The following is a 13,991-nucleotide window of genomic DNA, read 5'->3' as shown; positions in this document are numbered from 1 at the left end:
CCGACGACGAAGGCCGTCCTTCGCACCCGCTGAGCGGGTGGGAAGGACGGCCTTCGCGCGGTCGGATCCGCGTACCCCGAGTACGCGGACCGCCGGCCGGCTACGCCTTGACGGTCTGGTTCAGCGCGACGAGCGCCTGCGCCCAGCGCACGTACTTCAGCTGCCCGAAGTCGGCGACGGTCTTGACGCCGAACGCCTCGTGCAGCAGTTCGCCGTCCTTCTCGCTGACGCCCTTCAGCGCGGCGACGGGAGCGGCGAGCACGTCGGCCAGCGGCTTGTCGGCCCACGCCTTGTCGAGCACCTTGTCCAGATCGATCGCCATGAGTGTCCCTCCGGGAACATCGGCACCACATACGCGGGCAAACCTAACCCAATCAGACAATCAGTCCGCGCTGCGGCACGCCGCCGGTGTGTCAGGAGATGTCCTCGACCCTCTTGCCGTCGACGAGGTACCGGGGCAGGTGCGGCAGCCGCTCCGGGTCGATCGGGAAGCCCTGGTCGTGGGCGAGGCAGGCCAGCGCGAGCGGACCGAGGGCCACCCGGGCGCGCGGCGCCCCGGAATCCCCCCAGTAGCCGCCATGTTCGGTGAGGGCCTCGGCCAGCACCTCGCCGAAGGCCTCGTGGTCCCGGGTGAAGAGGCGGTGGAAGAGCGCGACCGGCTGGTAGTCGACGCGGTTCACGAACTCGTCCGGGGAGTGCGTCAGCGTCTCGGGGAGGGAGGCCTGCATGGTGGCGAGCAGCTTCTCCACGACCGCGTCGCCGGTACCGCCGGAGAGGTAGGTCTGCAGGGTCTCGACCCAGTGCAGGACGTAGGCGTCGACGGTCTCGTCCTGCCGCAGCGTCTCCAGCGGCACCCGGCACAGCCGGGACACCTGGTCGTGCGCGCGGCAGGCGAGCGCGAGGTAGACGGCGTCGAGCCAGGCACGGGCGTCGGCGGGCGGGGCGGCGGGTGCGGCGGGCAACCGGAGGGTGTTCTCCTCGCCCAGGAACCACTGCTCCGGCTCGGATCCGGTGAACAGCGCGGAGCCGAGCCGCACGGCCGTCGCCCACGCGTCCCACGTGTCGAGCTCGGACACGACGGGATCGGCGGTGCAGCGGACATGCGCCAGCGCCAGGGCCGAGGCGAAGGCGTCGCCCAGCCCCGACGGATCCTGCGCGAGCCGCGCCACCGACTCGATGGTCGTACGGGTCAGTGCGACCGGATCCGGAGCGGGACCCTCAACGGCGATCCGGCCCGCGCGGTCGAGACCGACCAGGCCCTTCATCAGGGCGATCAGCTCCTGCGGCGGCTTCAGCGACAGCGTGCGCGTGTCCTCGTCGACGACCGTGAGCGAGGTCAGACTGCCCCGGTGCCACCAGTACACCCGCGGCGACAGGCGCCCGGGCCCGTCCTCGTAGGCACCCAGGGCGTACATGGCCAGGTCGTTGAGGGCCCTGACCACCGAGCCGTCGACTATCGGGTGGAAGGCCAGCAGGTGCCGGGTGGGGACGACGACGAGGGCTCCGGCGGACGGCAGCGACCGGCCGGTGACCTGCCGCGCCAGTTCCCCGAGGTAGAGCGCCTTGGAGGCCACGAAGTGCGAGTCGCCGTAGACGGACTGCAGCGTGGCATGCCCCTCCAGGGAGATCTCCTCGTGCGAGACGGGCACCCGCATCAGGTTGGCGTACGCCGCCTGCCCCAACTCCTCGATCCCGACGCGCTCCACGTCCGCGTCGGTGAGGGAGCGGACGCTGGTGGGCCCGTCGAAGGCGTAGGCGAAGACCAGTTCGTCGGCGACGACCCGGGCGTACCGCATACCGCCGGCGACCTCGGGCGTGACCAACCCGACGGGCAGCAGCCGCGCGTGCGCCCCGCGCAGCAGCTCCTCGGCGCTCTCGCCGCCATGACCGGTGTTGTATTCAGCTGAGTTGTCTCGATTCACCCCCGAACCCTACGAGACGCCGCGGTCCCCAATTCACTCACCCCGAACCTGACGCACACCGATCCACTCCCCCACTCGACCGCGACGAGCACCGGATCGACCGTCTCGAACAACACCTCCGCGCCGTTCGACGAGGCATCCGAGACGACGGCGTAGACCCCATCGGATCCCACACACACCGCGGGCCACCGATCCGCCGGATCTGACCGCCAGACGTCCGGACCGTGGTGCACCACGAGACAGTTGAGCGCGAGACTCGGACACACCGGAGCACGGGCAGTTCGGCCTCGGCCCGCAGCAAGGGCCAGAACAGGAACTGGAACCAGTCGCCGTCCGGGTGCGGCGGAGCATACGCGGCAAGCAGTCTTGCCCACTCGCCCCCCGCCCCAGCATCCGTTTCCCCACCTGCAGCCTCCCTGCATCCACACCACCGGTCACGAGCAGCGACGCAACGGCCCCGGCGGCAAGCACTCTCGGCGGACCGCCACGAACGAACCCCGGGGCACTCCTCCTGTCGCACCACACGCCCCTACAGAAGTCTCGGTCTACATGCATAACGGCTCGGGTTCCGGTCGCCCACGTCTTTCGCCTGCTGAAATACATCCGCTTCAGCATGGGTCTTCGCCTGAGCATTAACACGGGTATTTATCGCCCGCCATGTGCGTTTCGCCCGAAGAATACTTGCCCACCCACCTGGATACGCGCAGCCGTGAACGTATCATCGTCGGGATTCCCGCTCGAACTGCCACGGGCAGGCATTCCTTCACGGGCACGATAATCCGCACGCTCGCTCCAACCGAAGTTATGAACCAGGACCAGAGCAGCGCCCGCCAGCACATATTAATAAGCCCAGTCGACAGCCTTCGGTACCAGACGGCCGCAAGCTTCCGGGCTCCCCGGACCAGAGCCTTGCGGCCGTACCCGAGGGGCGAAACTGCCGCAGCCGGCCGGCGGCATACATCCGACTGGGAGTGCGAGAATGCACCCGGCGGGTGATCCCATCGAAACCATGTGGGACCACCCGCCGGGTACAATCCAGATTTAGATGATGCTATCCGGAAGCGCTCGCAGTCGGTCGACGGCAGCTTGCAGGCGCGAAATCAACGTGGCTTTGCCCCGACGGATAGATTCTCTAACTTCTTCCGGATGCCCATCCCCTTCAATGGCCATTCGAAACTCCTCCCAACCCTCGTAGACGATGCGGGTCGACCTCCTGAGCGCGTCCCCAAACCGACCCTGTCGATCGAAGTTCATGGGCGCCTCTACCGGCCGCAGATAGCAGAGAGACGCCTCTGTAATAAATTCCCACACTAGCGCCTTGACTTCGTGATCGAGGAGTTCACAGGAAAGCATCCGAATGGCGAGATTCGTCGGCACCTGACGAACAGGGCCCTGCAGCGAATCCGGAACGACCCATTTTCCCCCGTCCGGGGATCCACCTGCAGCCACCATTACCCTTGCCTCTCCTCGAAATCATCCATATCTCCCCATCAGCCAGCTCTGCGCCTCATCATTATCCAACGGAACTCCATCCAGGCCACCAGCTCGCAAAACTTGGGCACAGCAGGTCACGCAACCTTGGTCCGGCAGCGAGTACGGCGGCCATCGCCCTTCGCCAGTTTTGAAGAGGGCGTTCTCGACGAACATCCCGACCCGCAAGGGGAAGGCTGTGTTCAACCTCAACCTGATGGCTGGAAGGTCACTGGGATTAAAAGCCTCAACACCGTTATCGCTTCGACTTACATCGCCAAACTGATGAGTGCTGATCTCACCTTCTGCATCACGAATGGTGATGAGCGTGCTGTCTGCCATCCGCATAGTTCGCGAGGTGGACAGCGGCTTCGTCGGTGCCGCAATTGTGAACCAGGACTGGTGTGGCGCCTGCCAGCACATAATACGTGTGGAAGTCGTCGACCGTGAGGTTGTAAGTGGTGACGGCGTACGGGTAGTTGCGGGTGGTCTGGACCGTGAGGGTCGTGCCGTCGGGCTTGCGGAGCTGCTCGCCCGGGGCGAATTCGCCGGCGTCGAGCCACTGGCGGCGGGTTTCGCTCCAGTGCGGGTGGTGGGCGGTGGAGGTGAGGGTGGCCGGCGGGCCGCGGGGGTTGGCGTCGTCGGTGAGGGTGAGGTCGGTGAATTCCTTGTCGTCGGGGGTGATGATGGTCGCCGTGACCGTCTTGGACGCGGTTTCGCCTGTCTGGGGGTCCGTGGCGAGGACCCTGTCGCCCACCTCGACGTCTCGATGGCCTTGCTCGTTCCGTCGGCCATCTGCACGCGACTGCCCGTGGGGAAGCTGTTCTGCTTGGTGCACGACGGCGCCGCCGACTCGCCGGAGCGCGCCTCGGCCCCTCCGCCGCTCGCCTCGCCGTCGGTGTCGCCTCTGTCTGCCTTGGACGACCGGGGTCACCTGGCCCAGCGCCGCCATCGACGGCCGCAGCACCACCTACGCCGCCTTCGACGGCCCGTCCTCCTCCGTCACCACGTCCGGCATTTCCGGTCCGGTGATCGACACCCGCAAGAGCTTCACCATCAGCACGTCGGCCATGGCCACCAAGGCCGGAGGCATCGTCCTCGGCCAGGGACCGAAGGGGAGCACCTCCCTGCTGCTCTTCCCCAACCACCTCACCGACACCTGGGAATTCGCCCTGGGCAACCCGGGCGCCGCCCGCTGGCCCTACGACACCACTGCGCAGACCAACAGCGCCACCCGTATCGCGTTCGGTACCTGGACCCGCCTCACCGCCGTCTACGACCACACCACCGGGCAGATGCGCCTGTACGTCAACGGCACTCTCGCGGGAACCGGCCACCACAGCGCCTCCGCCGGTCCGGCCCCCGCGGGCCCCCTCACCCTGGGCCGGTACGACGAGGGCGACGCCACCTCCGGCCTCACCGGCGGTATCAGCAATCCGGCGGTCTACCCCTACGCCGCCTCCGTCACCGCCCCCGAGGCCGCCGGCCCCGTCAACCTGACCGCGGCCGCCGGCAACTGCGCAGACAACGACGGGAACAGCGCCGACGACGGCAACAGAATCCAGATCGCCGGCTGCAACGGCACCGACGCCCAGAAGGTCCAGATCCGCGACGACGGCACGATCCGGACCCACGGAGCATGCCTCAACGCCACGGCCGCCGGTACCGCCAACACCACGCCCATCGAACTCCGCGCCTGTGACGGCAACGCGCCGAGCCAGAAGTTCCTGCCCCGTGCCGACGGAACCATCCACAACCCCGTCTCCGGCCGCTGCCTCGACCTCGGCAACTACGACACGACCCCCGGTCGGCAGCTGTGGCTCTACGACTGGAACGCTTCCGCCGCGCAGCGTTGGAGCGTTCCGATTCTCGGCACGGCGCCGCTCCCCGTGCCCGTCCCGCAGCACCCGCACCACCGCACGGAGGCCGCTCCCCCGCACCGGGTGGGCGGCCTCCGCCGGGTTCGGCAGACGCCCGGTCCGCGAGGAGGCGCGCAATCCCTCGAAGGGGGGCATCGACACCTCCGAGTGGTTCGAACGCCCGGTCTCCGCGCGGCCCTTGGGGTCCGGGCCCGCGTCGCAACTGTGTGCGGGCGTTCGTTCCCCGCGGGCCGTGACGCCGCTCTGAACAGCCACGTTCTTCCGGCGTCAGTTCGCAGCCGCAGCGCCTCGGGAGGAATCTTGCGATCCGTGCACGTTCATGTGGTGTTCGACCCGGCACCGGGCGGAGGTGGCCGCGCATGAGGCTCCTCAAGCGGCCCACGGCCCTCCAGCCCGCCGTCTCCGCAAGCGAACGGCGACTGTTCGGCGGGCCCCTGCGCTACGACGCCGGCTGGTCCAACCACGACTACGCCCGCCTGGAAGGCCGGCTCCTGTCCACCCTGCGCTCCATGCCCCGCATGGTCGCCGGGACCCTCCGGCTGGCCTGGGACACCGACCGGCCCGCGCTGCTCACCGTCGCCGCCGCCGAGGCCGGGCAGGGGGTCACCTCCGCCGTCGGGCTGCTCGTCCTCAGCGAGGTGCTCCGTACGCTGCTCGGCGCGGGCACGCCCGCCGAGCGGCTGCACGCCGCCATGCCCGCCCTGGCCGCGGGTGCGCTGGTCGCCGTACTGGGCGCCGTACTGGCCTCCCGGTCCACGGCGGCCGCCGGGCGGCTGGAGCCGAAGATCGAACGGGCCGCGCACGAGCAGTACTTGAAGGCCGCCGTCGAGGTGGAGCTCGAAGCCATCGAGGACGGGGAGTTCCGGCGGCTGCTGGACAGCGCCCAGTGGGGACCGCCCTCGGCCCGCCGTACCGTCGGCGCCTGCGTGGCCACCCTCGGCGGGATCATCTCCCTCGTCGCCACCGCCGGGGTGCTGACCGTGCTGCACCCGCTGCTCCTGCCCATGCTGCTGCTGATCGCCGCCCCGCGCGGCTGGGGCGCGATGCGCGTGGCGCAGCGCCGCTACCTGTCCGTCATCACCTGGGTCGAGCACGTACGGGCCGCCCGGCTCATCGGCCAGCTGCTGATCTCCCGTACGTCGGCCCCCGAGGTACGGGTCCACGGCGTCGGCCGCTACCTGCTGGGCCACTACCGCAACATGGCCGAGGTCGCCGAGACCGAGGCCACCCGCCTGGCCAAGGACAAGGCCGCCACCGAGCTGCTCGCCGCCGCGCTGTCCGGAGCCGCGGCGCTGGTCACGTACGGGGCGATGGTCGCGCTCATCGTCACCGGCCGGATGGACCTCGCCGTCGCCGGCACCGCCGTGATCGCGGTGCGCACCGGGTCGGCGAGCCTCGGCGCGCTGGTGGCCACCACGAACACCCTGCACGAGGAGTCCCTGTACGTACGGGACCTGGAACGCTTCGTCGCCGAGGCCGGGCGGCGGGCCATCCCGGACGGCGGGCTGCCGCTGCCCGAACGGCTGGGCGCGGTACGGCTGGAGGACGTCCGCTTCAGCTATCCCGACCGGGACGAGCCCGCGCTCGACGGGATCTCCCTCACCATCGAGGCGGGCACCGTGGTGGCGCTGGTCGGTGAGAACGGGTCCGGCAAGAGCACGCTGGTCAAACTGCTCGCCGGCCTGCACCTGCCCGATTCCGGCTCGCTGACCTGGGACGGGGTCGAGGTGCGGGATGCCGACCGGGAGCAGGTCTTCGACCGGGTCGCCCTCCTCACCCAGGACTTCGAGCGGTGGCCGGTGACCGCCCGTACCAACATCGCCATCGGCCGGCCCGGCGCGGAGGGGTCCGAGGAGGCGGTCGAGCGGGCGGCGGAGGTGGTCGCCGCGGCCCGGTACGCGGGGGCCGACCGGGTCGTGGAGAAGCTCCCGAACGGCTACGAGACCCTGCTGGCCCGGGTGTTCAGGGGCGCCTCGGAGCTCTCCGGGGGCCAGTGGCAGAAGTTCGGGCTGGCCAGGACGCGCTTCCGGGACGCGCGCGTGATCGTCGTGGACGAGCCGACCTCGGCGCTGGACCCGGAGGCGGAGATCGCCGCCTTCGACAGCATCCGGGGGCTCACCGGGCCGCAGCGCGCCGTCGTCCTCGTCACGCACCGGATGTCCGGCGTGCGGTACGCCGACGTGATCTACGTCCTCCACGAGGGGCGGCTCGTCGAACAGGGCGGCCACGAGGAGCTGCTGGAGCTCGGCGGCCGGTACGCGTCGATGTTCCGGATGCAGGCGGAGCAGTTCGCCCAACAGCCCGCGTCACCACCGTCGTCCCCGTCATCGCCATCGCCATCGCCATCGCCATCGTCCCGGCTGCGGCCCGGGTCCTCCCCTATCCCCCGGCAGACCGGCGCGTCGCCCAATGACACCTCCGTCACCTGATGCGGTGAACTCCGCCTTGGTCCGCGCCCGCCACGGGTAGGGCACTGCTGATCTCTTGCGGGGGCCGGGCCACCGGCCCCCGCACCTTTGGACGAAGGGCCTACCACGCCGTGACGCAGCCGTTCCGACTGCCGGATTTCTACGTGCCGTACCCGGCGCGACTCAACCCCCACCTGGAGGAGGCGCGGGTCCACACCAAGCAGTGGGCGCGCGCCTTCGCGATGCTGGAGGGTTCCGGCGTCTGGGAGGAGAGCGACCTCGACTCGCACGACTACGCCCTGCTCTGCTCCTACACCCACCCCGACTGCGACGCCGAGGCGCTGTCGCTGGTCACCGACTGGTACGTGTGGGTCTTCTTCTTCGACGACCACTTCCTGGAGACCTTCAAGCGCTCGCAGGACCGCGCCGGCGCCAAGGCGTACCTCGACCGGCTGGCCGCCTTCATGCCGATGGACCTGGCCGACGGCTTCCCCGAGCCCACCAACCCCGTGGAGGCGGGTCTCGCCGACCTGTGGCGGCGAACCGTTCCCTCGATGTCGACGGACTGGCGGGAACGGTTCTCGCTGTCCACGAAGAACCTCCTCGACGAGTCGATGTGGGAGCTCGCCAACATCGACATCGGCCGCGTGGCCAACCCCCTCGAATACATCGAGATGCGCCGCAAGGTGGGCGGGGCCCCCTGGTCGGCCGGCCTGATCGAGTACGTCGCCGCCGAGGTCCCGGCGCGCGTCGCGCACTCGCGCCCGCTCGGCGTGCTGCGGGACGCCTTCTCGGACGCGGTCCACATCAGGAACGACCTCTTCTCCTACGAGCGCGAGGTCGCCGACGAGGGCGAACTCTCCAACGCAGTCCTGGTCCTGGAGACGTTCCTCGGCTGCACCACCCAGGAGGCCGCCGAGGTCTCCAACGACCTGCTCACCTCCCGCCTGCAGCAGTTCGAGCAGACCGCCCTGTACGAACTCCCCCAGCTGTTCGCCGACTTCGCGCTCGACCCATCGGAGATCGCGGCCGTCCTCGCCTACACCAAGGGCCTGCAGGACTGGCAGTCCGGCGGCCACGAGTGGCACATGGTCTCCAGCCGCTACATGAACAAGGAGGCCCGGGCGACCGCCCCGGTCACCCTTCCCTTCATGCCGTCCGGGCTCGGCACCAGCGCCCTCGACCTGCGGTCCGTCTTCAACCGGCGCTCGATGGAGCTGCGTCGCCGCTCCTTCACCCACGTGCCCTTCGAACGCACCGGACCCTCCGTGATCCCGGAGATCTACATGCCCCACCGGCTCACGCTCAGCCCTCATCTGGCGCACGCGCGCGAGGAGTCGGTGGCCTGGTCCCGGCGGACGGGCCTGCTGGATCCGCAGCCGGGCGATCCCGGTTCGGTGATCTGGACCGAGGAGAAGCTGCGCGGCTACGACTTCGCGGTCTGCTCCGCCGGAATCGACCCGGACGCCACCCCCGGCGCACTCGCGCTCAACGCCTGCTGGCTGACCTGGGGCACCTACGGGGACGACTACTACCCGGTGGTCTTCGCACAGGCCAAGAACCTGGCGGCGGCCAAGGCGGTCACGGCGCGGCTGATCGCCATGATCCCCGTCGACCACGCCGAGCAGCCGCAGCCGTCGACGGCGCTGGAGCGCGGGCTCGCGGACCTGTGGGTGCGCACCAGCGCCGACATGTCGGTGCGGCAGCGCACCGAGTTCCGGGCGACGCTGGTGGACATGCTGGAGAGCTGGCTCTGGGAGGTGGACAACGCGGTCCAGAACCGCATCCCGGACCCGGTGGACTACGCGGAGATGCGGCGGCGCACCTTCGGCAGCCGGCTCACGATGTACCTGTGCCGGCTCGGACACGAGGGCCGGGGCATTCCCGAGGAGATCTACGCCTCGGGGACGATCCGCTCGCTGGAGAACGCCGTCGCCGACGCGGCCTGCCTGATCAACGACATCTACTCCTACCAGAAGGAGGTGGAGTTCGAGGGCGAGGTCCACAACCACATCCTGGTCACGCGGAACTTCTTCGACATCGGCTACCCGGAGGCCCTGCACATCTGCCATGCGCTGATGACCCAGCGCACCGAGGAGTTCGAGCACATCGTGGCCACCCAGCTGCCGGTGCTCTATGACGACTTCAAGCTCGGCGCCGGGGCCCGGGCCGCCCTGGACGCGTACGTGCGCGAGCTCCAGGACTGGCACGCGGGCGTCCTCAACTGGCACGCGACGGTGCGCCGTTACCGGCCGGAGGACCTGAGCCGCTCCGACGGCGGCCTGGCCGGAGCGGTCCTCGGTTCCGGCTTCGGCATGGCCGCCGCCAGGGTGTCCCTGCCCGCGTGAGTCCGGTCCGGCGGCGGGGGCGGCCGACGCCCCCGCCCCCGCCGGCCGGCCGGCCGGCTCAGAACTCGTCGCCCGTGTGCGGCAGTACGGGTGTGCGCAGGGCGTCGTCCAGGGCCGCCGCCGCCCCGGGCGTGTGCTCCTGGACCAGCCCGGCCGCGACGAGTTCGGTGACCCTGGTCCCGCCGAGGTAGCAGGCTGCCAGCTCGCGCACGTCGAGGGCCAGGTCGGCGGGGCCGTCCGCGTGCCGGTACGTCGCTCCCTGCGGCCCGGCCTTGAGCCGGAAGCGCCCGGCGTTGCCGGGGAGCCTGGCGTCGTGCACCTCCAGCACCAGTTCCACGGGCGCGGCCCAGGACCGCGCGGTCAGCGCGGCGGGTACGTCGAGCAGGCGCAGCCAGAGCGCCGGGAACTGGGCGGTGACCCGTACCTGGTCCCGGTCGGCGGCGAAGTGCAGCAGCGGATCGTCGGCCGGGCGGCCCCATGCGGAGACCTTGCCGGTGAGGTCCAGGGCGGCCACGCACTCCCAGAGGGCGGCGGCCACCGCCGGGGTGTCCGCCTCCAGCTCGTCGACCCGGACCAGGCCCGGAGTGCGGGCGGCTCCTGCGTCGCCCTCGGGCTTGGTCCGGAAGATCACGTATCCGGCGATGGGCTCGCCCGGGTCGCCGAGGACGATGATCCGGGGCGGGCTCAGCTCCTCGTCCTCCTCGTCCTGTTCGGTGAGCCACTCGTCGCGCCAGCGTTCGGGGCTGCGGCCGGGGCGGCCGGGCCGGCCGGCGCGGGCGGCCTCGTGGAAGGGGCCGACCACGTCGACGGCGTCCTCCGGGTCGACGAGCCGCAGCGGGCGCCGGTCCGGGTCGATGCGCAGGGCGAGCGGCCGGGTGGAGTCGATCTCGACGGTGGCGCCGGTGGTGGCGCCGCCGTAGCCGAAGCGGCCGTAGATCGCGGCCTCGGAGGCCCAGAGGGCCGCGATCGGACGGCCGGAGTCGGCGGAGCGGCGCATCATCCGCGTCATCAGTCCGGTGAGCACGCCGCGGCGCCGGTGGGTGGGTGCGACGCAGACGAAGGTGAGCCCGGGGCAGGGCAGGTCCGCCCCGGGCACCGAGAGCCGGAAGTCGTGCGCGGCCATGAAGCCGACCAGGGCGTCCCCGTCGTAGGCGCCGATCCGGTCGCAGCGCGCGAGCAGGGCGTGGTGCCGCTCGCGGGCCTCCTTCTCGGGCCGATCGTGGAAGACCAGGTAGGCGAGCTCCAGGGCGCGGTCGATATCGGCCTCGGGTACCTCGCGGATGTCCACCATGATCGCGAGACTAATCGGTCATCGAGGACCAGTCATCCCATATTGGCTTGATCTGCGGGTTCGGCCGATTCCAGCCCCTTCTTCCGCCGGTCCGGACGGCCGGCTCGGCGGACAGCCGGCTCGGCGGACGGTCTGTTCAGCGGCCCGCCGGACCGGTCCAGGCGGCCGGGACGTGGCCGAGGCGGATGCGCTGGGGGTGGTCGCCGACGGGGACGGACACCCGCTTGGCGCCGGTGGCGAAGTCGATGGCGGTCACCTGGTCGGTGCCGCTCTCGGAGATCACGCAGGCCGTCCCGTCGCCGGAGACGGTGGCCCAGTACGGCTTGGCGGCGGGTACGAGCGGCCCCTCGGCGAGGGTGGCGCGGTCCACTACGGTCGCGTAGTCGTCCATCGTGCCCGCGATGCACAGCTTCGCCCCGTCGGGGCTCATCGACATGCCGTGGTGGCGGGAGTCGTTGACCCAGGTGGTGCGGTCGGTGCTGGTGGCCGGGTTGGCGGGGAGGACCTTGAGGCGGGTGATCCGGTCGGTGGCCACGTCGTACTCCAGGAAGCCGCCGAAGAAGGAGACCTGGAAGTAGAGCTTCGACTCGTCGGGGCTGAAGGACACGGGGCGGACGGAGTCGGAGAGGTCCTTGCGGCCGAAGGCGTCCAGCCGCTCCCGCATGTCGATCACCCGGACCGTGCGGAAGGTCTGCGTGTCCACCACGGTGATCTTCCGGTCGCCCTTCGTCCAGTCCAGCCAGGGCGCGTCGAGGGCCGTGTTCACCTCGCCGATGGAGCTGTTCCACAGGTAGCGGCCGTCACGGGTGAAGGTGTTCTCGTGCGGCTTGTCGCCGGTGCGGAAGGAGCCGGTCTGGCGCCCGGTGCCGATGTCCAGGACGTGCACGGTGTTGGAGGTGGAGGCGGAGACGGCGATGCGGGTCCCGTCCGGGGAGACCGCCATGTGGTCGGAGCGGAAACCGGAGACCGGGAAGCGCCAGTTGATCCGCCCCGAGGCCAGGTCGATGGAGACGACGTCGGCGAAGCTGGGGCGGGAGGCGACGACCGCGGTGCCGTCCGGGGTGGTGAACATGTCGTCGACGAACTGGTCGTGGCCCTCGCCGGCGCTCTCCCGGATTCCGAGGAAGAAGGCGAGCTTCACGGGGTTGAGGTAGATCTCGCGGAGCCGCTCCGCCTTGTCGGGGATCATGTTGATCCGGCCCACCTTGGCGAGATCGCCGGTGGAGGCTAGGACGTCGGCCGTCCCCTCCCAGTTGTTCCCCACGAAGAGCACCTCGCGCAGGCCGCCGCCCGGGGCTGCCGGGGCTGCCGGCGCGGACGTGAGGGCGGTCAGCAGGGTGGCCGCGGCCAGCACGCCGAGGGTTCGCACGGTACGCAACATCCGCTCAACTCCGTTGTGAGGAAGGGATGGAGAGGGCTCCTCCGATTACCGGCGGGTAAGATAGGAGGAACGCCTGAAGGGCGCAACCCCCACGGGGTGCGCCCTTTTCTCACCTTCCGCCGTCACCCCTTCAAGCGACGGAGCCGATCCTGTCGATCACCGTGTTCGCGACGTCCGGGTGGATCGGGATGTGCGCGCCGGTCAGGGCCACGCCGCTGCCGCCGCGGCGGTTCGCGACGATCTCGGCGGCGATGGACAGCGCGGTCTCCTCCGGGGAGCGGGCGCCGAGGTCCAGGCCGATCGGGGAACGCAGCCGGGCCAGCTCCAGCTCGGTGACGCCGACGTCGCGCAGCCGCTTGTTGCGGTCCTCGTGGGTGCGGCGGGAACCCATGGCGCCGACGTAGGCGACGGGCAGTTTGAGGGCCAGCTCCAGGAGCGGGACGTCGAACTTGGCGTCGTGGGTGAGCACGCACAGGACGGTCCGGCCGTCCACCTCGGTGCTCTCCAGGTAGCGGTGCGGCCAGTCCACGACGATCTCGTCGGCCTCGGGGAAGCGGTTCCTCGTCGCGAAGACGGGCCGCGCGTCGCAGACGGTCACCCGGTAGCCGAGGAACTTGCCGATCCGCACGAGCGCGGAGGCGAAGTCGATGGCACCGAAGACGATCATCCGCGGCGGCGGGACGCTGGACTCGACGAGCACCTTCAGCGGCTCTCCGCAGAGCCTGCCGTCGGCGCCGATCTCCAGCACGCCGGTCCGGCCGGCGTCCAGCATGGCGCGGGCCTCCTCGGCGATGGTGCGGTCCAGCTCCGGGTGTCCGCCGAGGCCGCCCTCGAAGGGCCCCTCCGCACGGACGAGCACGGCGCGGCCCATCAGCTCGGCCGGGCCCTCGGCGATCCGGGCCAGGGCGGCGGCCTCACCGCGGGCAGCGGCGGCCAGCGCGGCCTCGAACACCGCACGTGCGGGCGAGCCCACGGGAACCGGGGTGACGAGGATGTCGATGATCCCGCCGCAGGTCAGACCCACCGCGAAAGCATCGTCGTCGCTGTAGCCGAAGCGCTCCCGGACGCTCTCGCCGTCCTCCAGCGCCTGCTGGCACAGCTCGTAGACCGCACCCTCCACGCATCCGCCGGAGACCGAGCCGATGGCCGTGCCCTCACTGTCGACGGCGAGGGCCGCACCGGGCTGCCGGGGTGCGCTGCCGCCCACCGCCACGACCGTGGCGACGGCGAAGTCACGTCCCTGCTGTACCCACCGGTTCAGCTCTTCGGCGATGTCCAGCATGTGCGGCCT

At 70.5% G+C, this 13,991-nt stretch carries 10 protein-coding genes; 3 read left to right on the top strand and 7 right to left on the bottom strand.

Features of this window, described 5'->3' with window-relative positions:
* Nucleotides 1-100 precede the first annotated feature (100 nt).
* The 4 genes from E6U81_RS11285 to E6U81_RS11270 all read right to left on the bottom strand — a co-directional run bounded on the left by E6U81_RS11285 (nucleotide 101) and on the right by E6U81_RS11270 (nucleotide 4,149).
* Nucleotides 101-322 carry a hypothetical protein gene (locus tag E6U81_RS11285; protein WP_031152000.1) on the bottom strand — a complete coding sequence of 74 codons (222 nt, stop codon included), beginning with the start codon at nucleotides 320-322 and terminating at the stop codon, nucleotides 101-103.
* 91 nt (nucleotides 323-413) lie between these two features.
* On the bottom strand, nucleotides 414-1,922 hold the full coding sequence (locus E6U81_RS11280) for an immunity 49 family protein (RefSeq protein ID WP_136229944.1): 1,509 nt from the start codon (nucleotides 1,920-1,922) through the stop codon (nucleotides 414-416).
* A 1,473-nt stretch (nucleotides 1,923-3,395) separates the two neighbouring features.
* Nucleotides 3,396-3,734, bottom strand: coding sequence for a hypothetical protein (locus E6U81_RS11275; protein WP_136229943.1), 339 nt, complete (start codon nucleotides 3,732-3,734; stop codon nucleotides 3,396-3,398).
* On the bottom strand, nucleotides 3,703-4,149 hold the full coding sequence (locus E6U81_RS11270) for a polymorphic toxin-type HINT domain-containing protein (protein WP_168714606.1): 447 nt from the start codon (nucleotides 4,147-4,149) through the stop codon (nucleotides 3,703-3,705). Before E6U81_RS11270 ends, E6U81_RS11275 begins: the two co-directional genes overlap by 32 nt.
* Before the next feature lie 313 nt (nucleotides 4,150-4,462).
* Here E6U81_RS11270 and E6U81_RS11265 point away from each other — a divergent pair, with 313 nt between their 5' ends.
* The 3 genes from E6U81_RS11265 to E6U81_RS11255 all read left to right on the top strand — a co-directional run bounded on the left by E6U81_RS11265 (nucleotide 4,463) and on the right by E6U81_RS11255 (nucleotide 10,028).
* Complete coding sequence (locus E6U81_RS11265; RefSeq protein ID WP_240803760.1) at nucleotides 4,463-5,635, top strand: ricin-type beta-trefoil lectin domain protein; 1,173 nt, start codon at nucleotides 4,463-4,465, stop codon at nucleotides 5,633-5,635.
* Entirely contained in the window at nucleotides 5,632-7,701 is a 2,070-nt protein-coding gene (locus E6U81_RS11260; RefSeq protein WP_136229941.1) for an ABC transporter ATP-binding protein, read from the top strand. The genes E6U81_RS11265 and E6U81_RS11260 overlap by 4 nt, the downstream gene beginning before the upstream one ends.
* A gap of 110 nt (nucleotides 7,702-7,811) precedes the next feature.
* Complete coding sequence (locus E6U81_RS11255) at nucleotides 7,812-10,028, top strand: germacradienol/geosmin synthase (RefSeq protein ID WP_136229940.1); 2,217 nt, start codon at nucleotides 7,812-7,814, stop codon at nucleotides 10,026-10,028.
* 58 nt (nucleotides 10,029-10,086) lie between these two features.
* On the opposite strand, the gene E6U81_RS11250 is transcribed toward E6U81_RS11255, so the two are convergent.
* From E6U81_RS11250 to E6U81_RS11240, 3 genes are all read right to left on the bottom strand, one after another.
* A complete protein-coding gene (locus E6U81_RS11250; protein WP_136229939.1) occupies nucleotides 10,087-11,319 on the bottom strand; it encodes a GNAT family N-acetyltransferase in 1,233 nt (410 codons plus the stop codon).
* Nucleotides 11,320-11,455: 136 nt separating this feature from the next.
* The gene (locus tag E6U81_RS11245) at nucleotides 11,456-12,700 is read right to left on the bottom strand and encodes a YncE family protein (protein ID WP_136229938.1); all 1,245 of its coding nucleotides are present in this window, start codon (nucleotides 12,698-12,700) and stop codon (nucleotides 11,456-11,458) included.
* A gap of 130 nt (nucleotides 12,701-12,830) precedes the next feature.
* Entirely contained in the window at nucleotides 12,831-13,982 is a 1,152-nt protein-coding gene (locus E6U81_RS11240) for an XdhC/CoxI family protein (protein WP_136229937.1), read from the bottom strand.
* Nucleotides 13,983-13,991: the final 9 nt, after the last annotated feature.

Source organism: Streptomyces sp. A0592 (genome assembly GCF_004795115.1).
Taxonomy (GTDB): domain Bacteria; phylum Actinomycetota; class Actinomycetes; order Streptomycetales; family Streptomycetaceae; genus Streptomyces; species Streptomyces erythrochromogenes.
The sequence above is the reverse complement of the archived record's forward strand: the minus strand, read 5'-3'. Positions and strand labels throughout refer to the sequence as shown.

Bases quoted from the DNA above. Each gene is read 5' to 3' on its own strand.
- E6U81_RS11240 (WP_136229937.1), bottom strand. From the start codon at position 13,982: ATGCTGGACATCGCCGAAGAGCTGAACCGGTGGGTACAGCAGGGACGT.
- E6U81_RS11260 (WP_136229941.1), top strand. From the start codon at position 5,632: ATGAGGCTCCTCAAGCGGCCCACGGCCCTCCAGCCCGCCGTCTCCGCA.
- E6U81_RS11285 (WP_031152000.1), bottom strand. From the start codon at position 322: ATGGCGATCGATCTGGACAAGGTGCTCGACAAGGCGTGGGCCGACAAG.
- E6U81_RS11265 (WP_240803760.1), top strand. From the start codon at position 4,463: ATGGCCACCAAGGCCGGAGGCATCGTCCTCGGCCAGGGACCGAAGGGG.
- E6U81_RS11275 (WP_136229943.1), bottom strand. From the start codon at position 3,734: ATGGCAGACAGCACGCTCATCACCATTCGTGATGCAGAAGGTGAGATC.
- E6U81_RS11250 (WP_136229939.1), bottom strand. From the start codon at position 11,319: ATGGTGGACATCCGCGAGGTACCCGAGGCCGATATCGACCGCGCCCTG.
- E6U81_RS11245 (WP_136229938.1), bottom strand. From the start codon at position 12,700: ATGTTGCGTACCGTGCGAACCCTCGGCGTGCTGGCCGCGGCCACCCTG.